Origin of the sequence: Devosia sp. Root105 (genome assembly GCF_001424865.1) — a bacterium.
In the GTDB taxonomy this organism is placed as follows: domain Bacteria; phylum Pseudomonadota; class Alphaproteobacteria; order Rhizobiales; family Devosiaceae; genus Devosia_A.
Genome location: NZ_LMCR01000012.1, coordinates 437,691 through 453,648 on the forward strand (window position 1 = coordinate 437,691; position 15,958 = coordinate 453,648).

The 15,958-nt window shown below is 64.1% G+C and carries 13 protein-coding genes; 6 read left to right on the top strand and 7 right to left on the bottom strand.

The genetic code is table 11. The annotated features are described in order from the left end of the window. Nucleotides 1-395: 395 nt before the first annotated feature. Nucleotides 396-986, top strand: coding sequence for an outer membrane protein (locus ASC68_RS29430; RefSeq protein WP_055878587.1), 591 nt, complete (start codon nt 396-398; stop codon nt 984-986). A 73-nt stretch (nt 987-1,059) separates the two neighbouring features. Here ASC68_RS29430 and ASC68_RS10775 read toward each other — a convergent pair whose 3' ends face one another. After that, nucleotides 1,060-1,800: an alpha/beta fold hydrolase gene (locus tag ASC68_RS10775; protein WP_197421160.1), complete on the bottom strand. Its 741-nt coding sequence runs from the start codon at nt 1,798-1,800 to the stop codon at nt 1,060-1,062. A 260-nt stretch (nt 1,801-2,060) separates the two neighbouring features. Continuing rightward, nucleotides 2,061-2,336, bottom strand: a complete 276-nt coding sequence (locus tag ASC68_RS10780) for a hypothetical protein (protein ID WP_156387308.1) — start codon at nt 2,334-2,336, stop codon at nt 2,061-2,063. Nucleotides 2,337-2,511: 175 nt separating this feature from the next. Between ASC68_RS10780 and ASC68_RS10785 the strand changes: the two genes are divergently transcribed. Further along, nucleotides 2,512-6,291 (top strand): autotransporter outer membrane beta-barrel domain-containing protein, encoded by a 3,780-nt coding sequence (locus ASC68_RS10785; protein ID WP_055878594.1) that lies wholly within the window; start codon nt 2,512-2,514, stop codon nt 6,289-6,291. 209 nt (nt 6,292-6,500) lie between these two features. Here ASC68_RS10785 and ASC68_RS10790 read toward each other — a convergent pair whose 3' ends face one another. Beyond that, complete coding sequence (locus ASC68_RS10790) at nt 6,501-7,529, bottom strand: hypothetical protein (RefSeq protein WP_156387309.1); 1,029 nt, start codon at nt 7,527-7,529, stop codon at nt 6,501-6,503. A gap of 174 nt (nt 7,530-7,703) precedes the next feature. Between ASC68_RS10790 and ASC68_RS10795 the strand changes: the two genes are divergently transcribed. Together ASC68_RS10795 and ASC68_RS10800 are read left to right on the top strand one after the other, a co-directional pair. Then, entirely contained in the window at nt 7,704-8,228 is a 525-nt protein-coding gene (locus ASC68_RS10795; protein ID WP_055878600.1) for an invasion associated locus B family protein, read from the top strand. A 261-nt stretch (nt 8,229-8,489) separates the two neighbouring features. Then, a complete protein-coding gene (locus ASC68_RS10800) occupies nt 8,490-8,972 on the top strand; it encodes an invasion associated locus B family protein (RefSeq protein WP_197421162.1) in 483 nt (160 codons plus the stop codon). A gap of 117 nt (nt 8,973-9,089) precedes the next feature. On the opposite strand, the gene ASC68_RS10805 is transcribed toward ASC68_RS10800, so the two are convergent. Then, nucleotides 9,090-9,674 carry a TetR/AcrR family transcriptional regulator gene (locus ASC68_RS10805; protein ID WP_055878604.1) on the bottom strand — a complete coding sequence of 195 codons (585 nt, stop codon included), beginning with the start codon at nt 9,672-9,674 and terminating at the stop codon, nt 9,090-9,092. An 81-nt stretch (nt 9,675-9,755) separates the two neighbouring features. Between ASC68_RS10805 and ASC68_RS29340 the strand changes: the two genes are divergently transcribed. Beyond that, a complete protein-coding gene (locus ASC68_RS29340) occupies nt 9,756-10,685 on the top strand; it encodes an MFS transporter (RefSeq protein ID WP_197421164.1) in 930 nt (309 codons plus the stop codon). A gap of 16 nt (nt 10,686-10,701) precedes the next feature. Then, nucleotides 10,702-11,175 (top strand): MFS transporter, encoded by a 474-nt coding sequence (locus ASC68_RS29345; RefSeq protein WP_197421202.1) that lies wholly within the window; start codon nt 10,702-10,704, stop codon nt 11,173-11,175. 70 nt (nt 11,176-11,245) lie between these two features. Here ASC68_RS29345 and ASC68_RS10815 read toward each other — a convergent pair whose 3' ends face one another. From ASC68_RS10815 to cysD, 3 genes are all read right to left on the bottom strand, one after another. Continuing rightward, a complete protein-coding gene (locus ASC68_RS10815; protein WP_055878606.1) occupies nt 11,246-12,775 on the bottom strand; it encodes a peptidoglycan-binding protein in 1,530 nt (509 codons plus the stop codon). 306 nt (nt 12,776-13,081) lie between these two features. Continuing rightward, nucleotides 13,082-14,998 (bottom strand): sulfate adenylyltransferase subunit CysN, encoded by a 1,917-nt coding sequence (gene cysN / locus ASC68_RS10820; protein WP_055878608.1) that lies wholly within the window; start codon nt 14,996-14,998, stop codon nt 13,082-13,084. Beyond that, nucleotides 14,998-15,915 carry a sulfate adenylyltransferase subunit CysD gene (gene cysD, locus ASC68_RS10825; protein ID WP_055878611.1) on the bottom strand — a complete coding sequence of 306 codons (918 nt, stop codon included), beginning with the start codon at nt 15,913-15,915 and terminating at the stop codon, nt 14,998-15,000. The genes cysN and cysD overlap by 1 nt, the downstream gene beginning before the upstream one ends. Nucleotides 15,916-15,958 lie beyond the last annotated feature (43 nt).

Sequence of the window (15,958 nt, forward strand, 5' to 3'; positions counted from 1 at the left end):
CCGCTGATCTGACAACAACATATCGACACTTCGCACTGTTTCGCACAATTGTCGGTTGTTTGTCGAAAATGCAACAACACTCTGCATTTGCCGGCTTGTTAAGGACTCCAGGGACGAGTCCACCTACACTCTTCGCTGCATGGGGCGTCTTTTCGCTCTATTATTGGAGGGTTGACTATGCGGACGAGATTTTAACTCTCGGTGCGACCTGCGTTTTTGCCACTGGCGCGGTTGCGGCCGATCTCCCAATCATCGAACCGATCTATTCCACCCCGCTCTACGACTGGAATGGGTTCTATGCCGGTATCAACGCAGGTTATGGCGGCGGGGTATTCAAGCATCCGTTCCAGATCATCGGGCCCGAGCCCGTTGAAGAGGAACCGGCACCGGCACTTGTGCCGCCCGGCCCCGGCGAGATCATCTTTGCCACCGGCTCGGCCGACGTCACGGCCGGCGGCTTCATCGCCGGCGTGCAGGCCGGCTACAACTGGCAGTGGAGCGAGAGCGTCCTGCTCGGCATCGAGGGCGACATTCAAGGCTCGTCGATCGATGGCCGCGTCTCGCTCAGCATCACCGACGAAACCGGCGAGTTCCTGCCGCCCGGTGAATCCGCCGACTTCGACCTCGGCACCCGCCTCGACTGGTTCGCGACGCTCCGACCTCGCATCGGCTGGGTGAACGATCGCTTCGTGGTCTATGCTACCGGCGGCCTCGCCTGGGGTCAGACGACATCGTCGATCAACGGCACCATCGTGGGGCAGACGGTCATCGACGAGTCGATCACCAATGACCGCTTCGGCTGGACCATCGGCGCCGGCATCGAGTATGCGCTGACCGACAACATCACCTTCAAGACCGAGTATCTCTACACCGACCTCGGCAGCGAACAGATCGTCGATGCCGATTTCGGCGACGGCTTCAACTTTTCTGCCGACAGCGATGTGGCGTTCCACGTCGTTCGCGCTGGGCTCAATTTCCAATTCTGAGACGCGGGCCAACTGCCCCTCGGTTATCCGGCCGAGGGGGCTCTTTGCCGCCCGTCTCTCAGTCCTGCCGCTCTCAGTCCTGCCGCTGCTTACGCACAAGCGAGTCGAGAAAGGCCTTGAGGGGCGCTTTCCAGCTCGCTTCACGGCCTGCGGTAAGCGCCAGCGCATGGCCGTCGCCGCGCACGGCCGGCAGCAGGCGATACTCCGCATCCCCACCTGCTGCGACAAAGGCATCAACCATGCGGCGCGACAGTTCGGGCGCGAAGTAGGTGTCGTTCTCCGCGTAGAGCCAGAGCGTCGGGATCCGGGCCGTCCGGCCGTAGGCAGCGGCTGCGGCCACCAGCTTGTCCGGCGCGCAATTGTTGTACGCTTTGTTGCGGTCGCGGCCGCCGCGCCCCCCGGAAAAGTCTACCACCGCAGCAACCCCGGCTGGATTGCGGCTCGCCAGCGCCAGCGCAGCCCAGCCGCCGGCCGAGTTTCCGACGATCACAATACCACCGGGCTCGATGAACTTCTGCGCCTGCATGAAGTCTACCGCACTCTCTATACTACTGGCGGCAGCAAGTCCGGCGCGCTGGAAGTCCGGATGACCGCAAGCCCCCTGCCCCTCGAGGTAGCGCCCGCCAGTAATGCCGTGCCCGGGCCGCTGCGGCAGCAGCACAGCATAGCCACGCGCCACCAGCCAAGCCGCGAGCGCCGGGAATGACGGCATCGCCACCCTGGCCCGGCGCGCCCGGTCTTCGTCTGACCCATGGTTGATCACCGCCAGCGGAAACGGGCCGTCGCCCGGGGGCCTGTAGAGGTAGGCGTGCATAAGCACGTCCTTGAGGGGGGATGGCACCAGCCAGAGTTGCTCGCGCTGCGGTCCTCCCTCGGGCCCGGCTGGACCGGCGCGAGGCTCTCCCGCGGCCTGGGCAGCTGCCGGCGCTGCAGCTGACAGAAGCAGGCCAGAGACCGCGATTGTGAGGATCACGACTATCCCCCGATAGATGCTTGGCATTCGCCCCTCGCCTGTCACCACCCAGACGATGACGCGGCCCCTTCGCGGCATTTTCATGTCGGCGGGAGTCCTCGTTAAGACGTCGACTCCAAACCTGGAGTCGTTCCCGCCACGGAACGGGCCAAATCCACATTAACGACCATGATATACATTACTTTAGTCGCCATTGTCTTGACCATGGTCGCCATCGTCTTGCCATCAGCGCAGTTGTTGCAGCGCGGCAACACGATGAAGACTCCACGTAGACTCTTGGTAGGAGTCGATAGACTCTTCTTGCTGTAGTTCTTGAGTCCACATAAGCATTCGATCATCGCATGGTAGTCGGCCACCGGCGTCTTGAAGACGTTCATGGCCGACGACATCAGAAGGACGGGGGACTGCATGTCGAATCGGGCTCATCGCAAAGCGGTACAGGCAAGCCGCGACGCAAAGCGTTCGAATCCAATAGTAACTCGCGGTCCGCGCACGCAGCCGTCTTGGCTGTTGGCAAGTACCGCGCTGTTTGCGGGAGCGATGAGCGCCGGAATGATCGGGGCAACCCCGGCATTCGCGGAGGAGCTGGGGGCTGCCTGCAATATCAACCCGGCGAACTACTACACCTGTGCCGGGCCGGATGACACCAACCTACCGCTGGTCACGCCGCTGGTGCTGGAGCCGAACGGTACGTTCCAGGTGGACCTGGGGCCGAACGTTGACGGCAATCCGTTCGAGCTGACTTCGAATCATGCGGCGCCGGCCCTCACCATCGAGGCCGACGGCTACTCAACCGAGAACAACGGTATACGCCTCTATCCCAATTCCTTCATCAACAATGCCGGGGGCACCGGCGTTGCCATTCTGAACCCCGGCTCGCCGGGCGACCCGGTGGTGTTCCAGATTGATGACGACTGGGGCAACGATGATTTTGACGCGGCCAGCATCACCGGCACGACCGGTATCTTTGTCGAGAACGACGGTGGCTTCGGCCCCGGCCATATCGTCATCCAGAACAATGGGCATGTCGAAGGCACCGACGGGGCGGCCATCGAGGCCACTGGCGGCACCGAGGACGGCCTGATCTTCGAGTTGCAGAACCACAGCTATGAGTCCTCGATCGGCGCTGTTGATGGCGTGTACGTTCATGACGACATCATCTGGACCGAGATCAGCAACGGCAACGGCCTGATCGCCGGGTTGAGCAGAGACGGCGTCCACATCAACAACGTGGACAACGACACCGGCCGCAACGCGGTGCAGGTCAACAACAACAGTGAGGGCGTCATCGCTGGCTACGGCAATGGTATCTACGTCAACGACGTGGCGTCGGTCGACGAGGGTAACGCCAACGTCCAGATCAACAATGATGCGCACTTCGATTGGATGGGGACCGACGAGGATCCGACGGACGATGAATATCGGCCTGGTGGACTGATCGTCGGCGTCAACGAGGACGGTGTACACGTCTCGGACATCGGCGGCGAGTTGCACGTCAACAACGCCGGCACGCTGGGCGATACGTTCGACCTCAGCGTCCTCGATCCTCAGGTTTCCAACAACGAGGATGGCCTGCTGGACACCGGCTACCTGTTCGGTGATGTCGCAGCGGGCATGGGCATCTGGGGTCAACAGCGTGGCGTCAACGTCTACGACGTCGGCAGGACCGTGAACATCAATAACGGCAGCTACACCGATGACCTCGGTCATCTGATCGAGGACGGAGGCCTGATTGTCGGTGTCAACGACGATGCCGTCCACATCAGTGGCGTTGAAGGCGTATTCGAGGAGGAAGGCAGCGACAGCTGGTACCAGGCCGTCAATCTCCACAATCGTGACGGGCTGATGTGGGGTGGCGACGACGGCGCCTACATCCGCAACGCCGACGGCAACGTGAATGCCAATAACGATGGCGGCACGATCTTCGGTATCGAGGACGGTCTGCAAGTCGACGATACCTGGCGCGGCAACGTGTTTGTGAGCAATGCCGGCGGCCGGATCCAGGGCTTCTACGGCGACGGCATCAAGATGGAGGAAGTCGACTCGTTCGATGGCTATGGCGGCCATGTGGGGATCGCCAACGGTGATTTCGACGGGAACCCGGACCCTTTGAGCGAGGACGGCTACAATTCAAACTGGGGTATGGATGGCGGTCTGATCTGGGGTGCCGATCGGGGCATCGACATCACCGATGCCGACCAGGTGTGGATCGGCAACGGCGTTGGCGGCATAATCGTCGGCGACGGTTACTGGCAGGAGCCGGTCATCAACCTGGCCACGTCCAACGAAGACGACGGCGGCGCGGATATCATCAACCTCGGCTTGATGACCAGCGACAACATTCCCTACTTCGAGCGCGACTGGACCGCGCCCGATGCGATCGACGTGCCGGCTTTGCCGCTCGATACGGACGCAGTTGCGAGCCTGCTGCAGGACTATGACGATATTGGCAGCTTCGTCTGGAGCGGCGGACAGGTCGGTCTGGTCGACAATCTCGACAGCTACGCCGACGCCGCGTCAGACATGCTGATGTGGACCCGCGGTGGAGCCACCTATGTCGAGAACCACGGCGTCATGGTCGGCCGCGTCAATATGGACGGGCACAATGGCGACGATTGGCCTGACGTGCGGGGCAACACCGTCAAGAACTTCGGTACCTGGCTGGTCACGGATAACGGCGAGTGGGGCACCGAAATGCACGGCAGCTCCAACGATGAGATTCACAACGCTGGCCTGATCCAGACGGCGTTCGGTTGGGACACCTACGAGACGGCCAACTTCGGTGGCGTGAACACCTTCACCAATGGCGGCTACTACGACGACGGCTTCCAGGCCGAGGTCGGGCTGCTCAGCATGATCGACGACGGCACGGGTGACTTCACCTGGATCGATCACAATTTCCGCGGCGGCGAGGACGGCAGCCTCACCAGCTTCGTTGGTCTCGATGTGAACTTCGGGCCGCAGATGGGCCCGATCAACGACGATCCGTCGACCTGGCGCGCCGACTATCTCGAAATCGAAGACGAGATCCAGGGCTCGACCGGCCTGATCATCAACAAGGTCGGGACCGCACCGACCGACCTGCTCGGCGACAAGATCTACGTTGCCTACGCACCGGTCGACGCCAATGACGAGAGCATGCAGTGCTACGAAGTGGCCTGCGTCGAAGGCGACACGATGTACATCGACGCCGCGTCGGAGGGGTACATCAATGTCGACGGCGTCGGCGCCATCCAGGATGGGTTCTACGCTTGGTACCTGCACGAAGAAGGCTTTGCTCCCGATCCGGACTTCGTGCTGGAAAGCGGCTGGGCGCCGCAAGCGGCACAGTTGCCGACCCTGATCACCGCCGCCCAGAATATCTGGCACGATACGGCGGGCGTGGTCGCCGACCACATCTACGGCAACCACTTCCCGCTGGCGGGCAGTGGCGGCGCGGGCGCGGATCTTCCGGTCGGCGAACTGCCGATCGCGCCGGATGCTACTCCAGGCGCGGCGGTTTGGGCCAAGGCTACAGGAAACTGGACAGACCAGAACACCGAAGTCACGGAGATCATCCCGCCCGGTGGTCCGGTCACCATCGATACCAGCTTCGTGCAGAACACCTTCTCCATCCTCGGCGGCGTCGACTTCCAGCCCATGGGCGGGGGTGAGGACGGCCTGCGCGCCGGCGTGTTCGGCGGCTATGTCGGCTCGAACCTCGACTTCGACAGCTATGGGGCGGCCGCCGAATACACCGGTGGCGTGATTGGCGCCTACGCAGCCTTCACCAGTGGCGGCTTCTATGCCGACGCCGAGGTCAAGGCCGACCTGCTCAACGTGACCTACACGGCGCCGATCAGCCCGGGCTTCGAAGTCTCGGGAGCCTCGACCAGCATCGGTATCCTCGCCAACACGGGCTATCGCATGGAGCTAGCTGACAGCGCCTTCTTCGAGCCGATCGCGTCTGTGGCGTTCGTCTCGACCCAGCTCGACGGTTTTGACGCCGGTGGCGCCTCGGTCGAGTTCAGCGACGGCACGAGCCTGCAGGGTGGTATTGGTGCCCGTGTCGGCGTGACGCTTGGCACCCCGGGCGACACCACCACGGAACTGGCAGTGCTGGGCAAGATCTGGAACGAATTCGAGGATGCGAACCAGATCACCATCACGGACGGGATCGGCAACAGTACGACGTTCAGCGACGGCATCAGCGGCGTGTTCGGCGAGCTCACTGGTACTGCAACCGTGTACAGCGCCGACCGGAGCTTCTCGGCCTTCGGTTCGGCAGGTGTGAAGTTCAACGAAGACTTCACCTCGGTGGATGCCAAGGCCGGACTGCGTAAGGGCTTCTAAGCCAACAGCTCAGACAAAGCAGGCGGCCGGTTCGAAAGGACCGGCCGCCTGCTTTTTCGACCGGGTAGGCAGGCTCAGGACAAGCCGCAACGCTGAGCGCTGTCGTTCGAGTTGGTGGAGCGGGAACCGCGGATCCTGTCGCGTTCCCGGGGTAACCTGTCGATCGGGCCGGAGGAGAGAGCGTGCCCGCCAGCACCGACGTTGCGACCCTACACGGCTTCCCGGCGGGTTACATCGGCCAGGACATGCGCCGCCGTGCCGAAGGCGTCGAGGTGCCATCGCCGCCGCGCCTCGTGCTCGGGCCCGTCAATAGCGCGTAACGGCGCCTGAAAATCCGAAGAGAAGTGCCACGTATTGCCGCCAGGATTGAGTTCCAGCACGTAGAGCCGGTCGGTGGCGGCATCGCGGATGATGTCGCAACCTTGCAGCGGCGCCTCAGGGATTGCCCGATACGCAGCCCGCGCCAATGCCGCAACGTCGGCGCGATAGAGGAAGGTCTTGGTTTTGCCCTGCAGCACGTTCAGCGCAACGGGCGCCGCTTCGATCGTCTCGTCATCGCTCGAAAGGTCGACCCGGTTGTCGCCCGCCTCCGACATCTGACAATAAAGCGGTTCCCCGAACAGGGTGAGCACCCGGTAGTGCGGCATGCGTGGACCGGAGTTGATGAACTGCTGAACCACCATCGGCGCACGCCGTCCGGGGTGATCCTCGGGATAGTTCTCCGGCTTGATATAACGCACCCGGACAGTCCGCATCAGCTGGATACCTCTTCCCTGCGACGAGGTGGCGATGTCGGTCGGCTTCAGCACCACGAACTCCCCCCACATCGCTGGATCGAGCTTGGTGTCCGGCCCCAGCACGGTGCTCATCGGCACACGAACCCTGCCGGCCGCAAGTCTCCTCAGTTGCTCAAACTTGTGAATCGGGCGCCCGTGGTAGACCTTGCCCCGCGCGGGAGCGAACTTGCCAAGTGGCCCGGCAGAGAACACCAGGCTGGGTAGCGACGCCGCCAGTTTCAGCAGCTCGGGATCGGGACGGTCGGCCGCGACGATGACGACTCCCGTCGTCGGATCGATGCGGCGCACCATTTGCGCAATCTCGTACCAGTCATCGAGAGCCTGCCAGCCTGGCTGGTGCACGATCACCAGATGGCGCTGCAGCGCCGGCTGCAACGATCTCGCTGCCTCGACGGCCGATGCCGCGGCAGGGGCCACTGGTTTGTTCTTCGATCGTGCCATTTTCGCGCGCCACCAGTTGTCGCCGCACGATAGGCCAAAATTCGCAACGAATAAAGTCGACGATTGCAGTATATCTCAAGGACTTAGCCGATCATTCGGTCGTCGCTGACTTGTGTTTTTCACCGTCTTTCTGTACATCCTGCCTATTGCACGGTTGGCAACGAGGAGCAGCAGATGGGATTGCGCAATTTTCTGTATATCTTCGTCGTCGCAATGAGTTTTTCTGCTCCGGCCGCGGCGCAGGAACCGGTTCTCGGCGGTGAGGCTGAGGCCGAGGCCGCCGCGCCGACCGAAGTGTGGGGCGGTCGCTGTGTGTCCGAAGCCCGTCAATCGAGCGCCGAGTGCACGATGACCATACGAGCCGTGGTGCGGAACACCCAACGGGTGATCGGCACGGCTACGCTACGCTTGCCGGCCGATGGAGCCGCGCCAAGTCTGCATGTCTCCTTGCCGCTGGGCGTGGTGTATCTTGAGGCGGGGATCGGCTTCAATGTTGATGGAGCCGCGACGCAGCAGCTCGAACTGCAGACCTGCGACCGCAACGCCTGCTACGCCACCGGCCCCGTTTCGCCGGAGACGCTCGCCGCGATGCAAAACGGGCAGCAGCTGAACATCGTGTTCCAGACCACAAGCAAGCAGGCGGTGACCCTGGAACTGTCGCTGGTCGGGTTCACGGCGATCTATCAGAAGCTGAAGTGATGCGCTCCGCCGACGCAAGCGCGTGACTTGAAGGCGAGGGACCGGTTGCCGATGCCGCGGGTACCGAGAGTCGAACCACAGTTCGAGGACGATCCAGACGGCGAGGCGGTTCCCCGCCAGCGTTCGAGCCGTGAACGCCGGCCGCGGCGCAGACATCCATGGCTCGCATGGCTCCTCTCAGTCGTGTTTTCCTTGGTGCTGGTCGGCGGGGCGGGTGTTGGCTACCTGCTCTGGAGGCAATCGCTCCCAATCGCTACGGCAGTGGACGCCGTTTCGGCTGCGGCGCCTGACCCAGCGCCGACCGCACCCGTCGCCGCAAACCCAAAGGTCGAGCGGATCGAGGACTGGTTCGTGATCTGCCCGGCGGACGCCGCCACAGCCTGCTACATGGAGCAGCAGCATTCCGCCAGGGAGGCCAAGGGCATCGTGTTCGCGTGGACCGTGTGGCGGGATGCAGGAGGGGTCGTCCACGCCGCGTGGCGCACGCCCGCCGATGTCGCAACCAATCGCGGCCTGACCCTCGACATCGGGGACGGCAAGCTTCGGACCGTGCCATTCGCCCGATGCGACGCCGGCAAGTGCGTCGTTCAAGCGATCCTCGCGCCGGACTACCTGAGCAAGCTCGCTACTGCGGCGGAAATCTTCGCCGTCGTCGTCCCCACAGCAACCGGCAAGCCGGTGAGGTTTGTGTTGAGTTCCAATGGCTTCACAGAAGCGCTGGCGCGGCTTGGTGCGACCAGGTAGTCGGCCCAGGACCACCTGCGCCTTGGCTCAGCCGCCGGCCTTGATGGCGGCCCGTGGTGGTTGAGGAAACCGCATTCGGCAAGGCCTGCTCGCCTCGCGTCCGGGTCCTTACCACCATCAGCCTGGCGGACTGAGCAGCGCCGTCACCGTGTCGGGAATGATCTCGGCCGCGGTGGCCTCGGTCAGGCGACCGGCCCGAACCTCGGCCGCCCCGGCGTGCAGGATCGTGTGGAAGCAAGCGGTCAGCCACTCGCTCGGCTGATCGACGCGAAAACTTCCCTCTGCCTGGCCCCTGGCGATCAACGCCGCGACGCGCGCCATCGGCTGATGATGATGGCTGCGGATGCGCTCGGATGACAGCGCCACCTCCGCTGCTCCCAGCAACGCGTGCGATTCCGCTACGATCCGCCACGAGCTGCGGACGAGCCGCTCCATCGCCCGCCGCGCGTCGCCGCTGAGATCGACGGCCGACAACTCTGCCTCGGCCTTGGCCATGGTGCGCTCGAACACCGCGTCGATCAGTTCCTCCCGCGAGGAAAAATGTCCGTAGAGCGTCACCCGGCCGACTCCGGCCGCCTGAGCGATCTCGGCCATGCTGGCGGACGGGTTGAGCGCGAGACAGGCCAACGTCGCATCCATGATCGCGTCTCGGTTGCGCAGCGCGTCAGAGCGCCTCGCACGTTCACCGTCGGTAGTCGGCATCGTCAGCCCTTTACTAAATCAAACACTGGTGTATACGTTCCGTCGTTAACTCAAACATATATGTTCATGTTAGGAACGTCCATGAACCATCACCTAGCCACCGAAGCCCACCATCCCAGCGCACCAGAAGACGCCCCCGCGTCAGGTCGCTGGTTTGCCCTGGCTTTGCTCTGCCTCGCCCAGTTCATGCTGATTCTCGATGTCACCGTCATCAATGTCGCACTGCCCGATCTCAGCCGCGACATCGGCTTTCCTCCAACTTCCGCTGCCTGGACCATCGCCGCTTATGCCATCCCGTTCGCCGGCCTGATGCTGTTGGGCGGTCGATCCGCGGACCTCCTCGGCTCGCGACGTGTCTTTATGGCTGGCCTGATCGTTTTCACCGTTGCCTCGTTCGCCGCGGGCTTCGCCACCGACGCGACCATGCTGCTCGCCGCCCGCGCGGCGCAGGGTGTCGGCGCCGCTTTCCTGTCCCCCTCCGCACTCTCGACTGTGACCCGCCTGTTCACCGGCCGCTCGCGCCATCGCGCCCTGGCGATCTGGGGCGCCATCGGCGGCTCCGGCGCTGCGGTTGGCGTGCTGCTCGGCGGCCTGCTCACCGCCGGTCCGGGCTGGCGCTGGATCTTTTTCGTCAACGTGCCAATCGGCATCCTCGTTGCCATGGCGGTACCGCTGGTCGTGCCGGCCGGCCGCGGACTTGGTGACGGCAAGTTCGACGTGATCGGCGCGATCCTGGCGACGCTCGGCACCGCCAGCCTGGTCATCGGCATCACCCAAATCGGCTCGCTCGGCAATGGGATGCTGTTTATCGGCGCGGCGATCGTCATCCTCGGGGTCTTCGCAGCGGTCGAGAGCTTCGCAGCCAAGCCCCTGGTCGATCTCCGGCTATTGACCCGCCCGCCGATCCAGGCCGGAGCACTGCTGATGCTGGTGGCGACCGGCCTCCTCGTCGGCGCCTTCTTCCTGCTTTCCTTCGCGTTGCAAAAGCCGCTTCGGCTGGACCGCCCTTGATACCGGCCTCGGCTTCCTGCCTGTCGCCGTGGCAACCATCGTCGGCGCCCACCTTGCCGGTCGTGCTGTTGGCCACCTCGGCGCCCGGGTCGTCGCTGTTGCCGGGCTCGTCATCGCCGCCGCGTCGCTGGCATTCGCGACGACCGCGCTTGGCTCGCCCATGCTGTTGATCGCCTCGGTGGCGACGACTGCACTCGGACTAGGCACCGTATTCGTCAGCGCGACAACGACAGCGATGGCGCATGCCGGGCCACATGAAACCGGCGTCGTCTCCGGTCTCGTCAACACGTTCCACGAGCTGGGGGGAGCAATGGGCGCGGCCATCCTCGCGGCGATCGCGGCGGCAAGCCTTGCCGCGCCGTCGATTGCCAACGGCTTCATCGACGCGCTGACGCTCTCGGCCATTGTCGCCGGCGCGACGGCCGTGCTGGCGATCATCGTGGTGCCCGGCGGCAAGCCGGCCGCCGACGCCCCGCGTTTCGTTCACTAGGCTGTCAGTCGCTACAGTTGCCCCTCGGCCCTGCGGCCGAGGGGGTTGTTCAAGCCCTCACCGTCGGTGATCAGCTTCCCGCTGCCGTCACGTAGCAACCGCCGCCGTCGGCCTTGATGGCGGCGCAGATGGCGTTGGCGCGTTCGAGCGAAGGGGTCGGTACCTGGACGCGGTAGACGTTGCCGGCGGTCTCGACCTCGGGTTTGGCTTCGCCGAACAGCGTGCTCCAGCGGCCCTCGACATAGGCGCGCGACCGCTCGGCCTCGGCTGCGTCCGACTGGCTCGACAGATGCACGATCGCCGCGCCACTGCTGCCCGGCGCCTCCTGTGGCTGTTCAAGGGCCACCGTGATGCTCAGCGGATCGCCGCTCAGGATACCGAACTCGGTCAGTTCGGCCGTGCTGAACACGTACATATCGTCGGGTGGCGTGCGCAGCATGTGCGAGATGACCTGCTGGTGGACGCCGAATTCCTCGAGCGCATCGAGCACATCGCCGAGCGTCGTCTGCGCCAGCACCAGGTCGGCAACCTCGGCCGAGATCTGGTGCACGCCGAGTTCACCCTCGGCCTGCCGGTCGATGCCGGCAAAGAAGATATAGGCACAGGCCGAGTAGCAGCCCATGTCGCGCGGCACGAATGTGGTCAGCCCGCGCTTGCGGATCTCATGGGCCATCTTCAGCGCTGAATCGACCGAGCCGCCGGGGCTGTTGAGCGCCACGATGCGAACGTTGGGGCGGGCGGCGAGGGCGCGGTCGAACTCGGCCGACGTCTGGTCGGTGATATCGGCGTTGAGGACGATCAGGTCCGGCTGATCCACGGGCAGGACGAAGGCGCCGCGGGGTGGCGCACCGCCGGTGCCTTCGGCCTTCTTCAGCTCGTCGGGCGGCGGCAGGTTGCCGAGCGGGGTGAAGTGCGAGGCGATGTAGACGGAGGTGACCGCGCCCTCGTGAGCGTAGTCCTTGCCCCAGGCGAGCGAGTAGCCGACTGCTTCGCCGGCGGCGCTGACGAACATGGTGTAGAACGAATAGTCGCCGATCTGCCCGGAGACGACGAAGCGCCCTGCCCCGAAGCTGCGATAGGTGACGGTGCGCTCCGGATCGGGGCTGGTCATCACGTCGAACAGCGCCTCGAACGACTGGTCGGCGAGCGAAACATGCATGGTTTCGAGCGAAAACTCGCCATCCTCGCTGACATACGAGGTGCCGGCATCGGTCGGGTTGCGGATCGATAGCAGGCGCAGCGGGATCATCATGGCGACATGCGCCGGAGTGTCGCTGACCAGTTCGATGCCGAGCCTGCTATCGACCTTTCCGGCTTGATCGCGCAGCGCGCGGCGTTCGAAATCGGTGAGAACGCCGGTCGTGGCCCTGCCCTGGTTCTTCTGGAACGCGGCGATGGCGTCGAAGGTGCCGCGGCCGAACTGACCATCGACCAGGTATTGGTAGTACCCGAGCAGGATCAGGTCGGTCTGGGTGGCGGAGCGTTCCTCGTCGCTCAGGCGTTCGAACCAGAGCTTCGAATCATCGAAAGAAGCGTGCGCGGCAGCGGTCGATGCCCACAGGAGCAGCAGCCACAACAGGAGCCGGAACGCGTTGCGCATGAGATACTAGCCAATCAACCTGACCGGCATTGTCGCATCGATCGGAGGGCGGCGCCAGCCGATGGCGAGGTGTTCACAGGAAGTGTGGTGGCCGTGTCTCAGTCGTCTCCCTCCCCCTCGGGGCGACCTCTTGTCGTCCCCCTTGTGGGGAGGGATCAAGGGTGGGGGTGGCAAGACGCGCGGAGCGTGTGAAGACCCCCACCCAGCTGCGCAACGGACTTGGCAATGCCAAGTCCTGCTTCGCTCCCCCCCCATGGGACGACAAGAGGTCGCCCCGAGGGGGAGGGAGATCCCGTGCGTGCGGCGTTAGATCGAGTAGCCGGTATCCCACTCGAAGACGCGGGCGTAGAGGTCGTCGGCCATCTGTACCGGATCCTGCAGCGCACCGTGGAGCACGATGTCGGGCTTTTCCGGCGCCTCGTAGGGGCTTGAAATGCCGGTGAAGTTCTTGATCTCGCCGCGGCGCGCCTTGGCGTAGAGGCCCTTGGGATCGCGGGCTTCGCACACCTCGAGCGGGGTGTTGACGAACACCTCGGTGAACTTCACATCACCCGCCACTTCGCGCGCCAGCCGGCGCTCGTTGCGGAACGGCGAGATGAACGAGACGATGACGATCAGCCCGGCATCAGCCATCAGCCGCGCCACTTCGGCGACACGCCGGATGTTCTCGACGCGGGCCTCGTCGGTGAAGCCGAGATCCTTGTTGAGGCCGTGGCGGACGTTGTCGCCGTCAAGGATATAGGCGTGGCGGCCTTCGGAGGTGAGGCGCTTCTCGATCAGGTTGGCGACCGTCGATTTGCCGGAGCCCGACAGCCCGGTGAACCAGACGATCTGCGGCGTCTGGCCCTTCATCTCGGCGCGGACCCGGCGGTTCACGTCGAACGACTGGTAGCTCAGGTTCTTGGCGCGCTGCAGGCCGTACTCGATCACCCCGGCGCCCAGCGTGGCGTTGCTGATGCGGTCGATCAGGATGAAACTGCCCGAGAGCGGGTTATCGCTATAGCTATCGAAGGCGATCGGCTTGTCGGTGGCGATGGTGACAGTGCCGACTTCGTTCAATTCCAGAGTCGTTGCAGCCGATTGCTCGAGCGTGTTGACGTTGGTTCTGAACTTCAGCGCGGTGATCGAGGCCGGCACCTGCTGGGCGCCGAGCTTCAAGAGATAGGAACGGCCGGGGATGGCCTGCTCGTCGCTCATCCAGACCATGCGGGCCTGGAACTGGTTGGAGTAGTCCGGCGTCTCGCCGGGGTGCACCAGCACGTCGCCGCGCGAGATATCGACCTCGCGATCGAGCACCAGGGTCACCGCCTCGCCGGCGATGGCGTGCTGCTGGTCGCCGTCCATGGTGACGATGCGGCTGATCCTCGCGGGCTTGCGGGAGGCGGCGACCAGGATGTCGTCGCCGACTTTCACTTCGCCCGAGGCCAGAGTGCCGGAGAAGCCGCGGAAATCGAGGTTCGGGCGGTTCACCCACTGCACCGGGAAGCGGAACGGCTGCTCGACGCGGTCGGTCGCGACCTCGATGCTCTCGAGATACGGCACCAGTTGCGGGCCATTGTACCAGGGCGTCTGCGGGCTGGGGTCAAGGATGTTGTCACCCTTCAGCGCCGAGAGCGGGATGGCGACGAGGGTCTCGAAGCCAAGATCCTTGGCGAAGGCGCGGTACTCGGCCTCGATGGCGTTGAACACGTCGGCATCGTAGCCGACGAGGTCGATCTTGTTGACCGCCAGCACCACGTGCTTCACGCCGATCAGGCTCAGGATGAAGCTGTGGCGGCGGGTCTGGGTCAGCACACCCTTGCGGGCATCGATCAGGACGATGCCCAGATCGGCGTTCGAGGCACCGGTCGCCATGTTGCGCGTGTACTGCTCGTGGCCGGGAGTATCGGCGACGATGAACTTGCGCTTGTCGGTCGAAAAGAACCGGTAGGCGACGTCGATGGTGATGCCCTGCTCGCGCTCGGCGGTGAGCCCATCGACCAGCAGCGAGAAATCGATGCCTTCATCGCCGGTGGTGCGGTTGCGGCTTTCCTTGCGGAGGCTGGCCAGCTGATCGTCGAGGATCAGCTGGCTGTCGTAGAGCAGCCGGCCAATCAGCGTCGACTTGCCGTCGTCGACCGAGCCGCAGGTGAGGAAGCGCAGCAGGCTCTTGTCGGTCTGTTCGGCGAGCCAAAGTTCGAGGGCGGTTTCAGCAGACGAGGCGGTCATGGGTACGCTCGACATCAGAAGTACCCTTCCTGCTTCTTCTTCTCCATCGAGCCGACACTGTCGGAGTCGATGAGGCGCCCTTCGCGCTCCGAGGTGCGGGAGGCCTGCATTTCCATGATGATCGACGGCAGGTCGGCCGCGTCGGAGCGGATGCCGCCGCTCAGCGGATAGCAGCCGAGAGTACGGAAGCGGATCATCTCTTCGCGCGCTGTCTCGCCGGGATTGAAGCGGAAGCGGTCGTCATCGACCATGATGAGGGTGCCGGAGCGCTCCACCACCGGGCGGCGGCGGGCGAAGTAGAGGTCGGGGATCTCGATGCCCTCGGCGTAGATGTAGGTCCACACATCGAGTTCGGTCCAGTTCGAGATCGGGAACACCCGCATGCTCTCACCGGGCGCCAGCCGCGTGTTGAAGATGCGCCACAGCTCGGGCCGCTGGTTCTTCGGATCCCAGGCGTGCTGGGCGTTGCGATGCGAGAAGATGCGCTCCTTGGCGCGCGACTTCTCCTCGTCGCGGCGGGCGCCGCCGATGGCCGCGTCATACTGGCCGGCATTGAGGGCCTGGCGCAGCGCCTGGGTTTTCATGATGTCGGTATGCACGGCCGAGCCGTGATCGAACGGGTTGATGCCCGCTGCCAGCCCATCCGGATTGGTGTGCACGATCAGATCGAGATCGTGCTGACGCGCCATGCGGTCGCGGAACTCGATCATCTCGCGGAACTTCCACCTGGTATCGATGTGGAGGACCGGAAACGGGATGCGGCTGGGGAAGAAGGCCTTGCGCGCCAGGTGCAGCAGCACCGACGAGTCCTTGCCGATGGAATACATCATCACCGGACGCTCGAAGCTTGCCGCGACTTCGCGGAAGATTTCGATGCTTTCGGACTCGAGGGACTTCAGGTGGCTGAGGCCACGCGGGCCGACGGAACTCATTGGCGCTGGGGAACCATGTTGCAACGGCAGTCAAATACGCGCT

Excerpts from the sequence above, each read along its gene's own strand:
- ASC68_RS10785 (WP_055878594.1), top strand. The coding sequence starts at position 2,512 with ATGATCGGGGCAACCCCGGCATTCGCGGAGGAGCTGGGGGCTGCCTGC.
- ASC68_RS10780 (WP_156387308.1), bottom strand. The coding sequence starts at position 2,336 with ATGAACGTCTTCAAGACGCCGGTGGCCGACTACCATGCGATGATCGAA.
- ASC68_RS10790 (WP_156387309.1), bottom strand. The coding sequence starts at position 7,529 with ATGGCACGATCGAAGAACAAACCAGTGGCCCCTGCCGCGGCATCGGCC.
- ASC68_RS10805 (WP_055878604.1), bottom strand. The coding sequence starts at position 9,674 with ATGCCGACTACCGACGGTGAACGTGCGAGGCGCTCTGACGCGCTGCGC.
- ASC68_RS10815 (WP_055878606.1), bottom strand. The coding sequence starts at position 12,775 with ATGCGCAACGCGTTCCGGCTCCTGTTGTGGCTGCTGCTCCTGTGGGCA.
- cysN (WP_055878608.1), bottom strand. The coding sequence starts at position 14,998 with ATGTCGAGCGTACCCATGACCGCCTCGTCTGCTGAAACCGCCCTCGAA.
- ASC68_RS29340 (WP_197421164.1), top strand. The coding sequence starts at position 9,756 with ATGAACCATCACCTAGCCACCGAAGCCCACCATCCCAGCGCACCAGAA.
- ASC68_RS10795 (WP_055878600.1), top strand. The coding sequence starts at position 7,704 with ATGGGATTGCGCAATTTTCTGTATATCTTCGTCGTCGCAATGAGTTTT.
- cysD (WP_055878611.1), bottom strand. The coding sequence starts at position 15,915 with ATGAGTTCCGTCGGCCCGCGTGGCCTCAGCCACCTGAAGTCCCTCGAG.
- ASC68_RS10775 (WP_197421160.1), bottom strand. The coding sequence starts at position 1,800 with ATGCACGCCTACCTCTACAGGCCCCCGGGCGACGGCCCGTTTCCGCTG.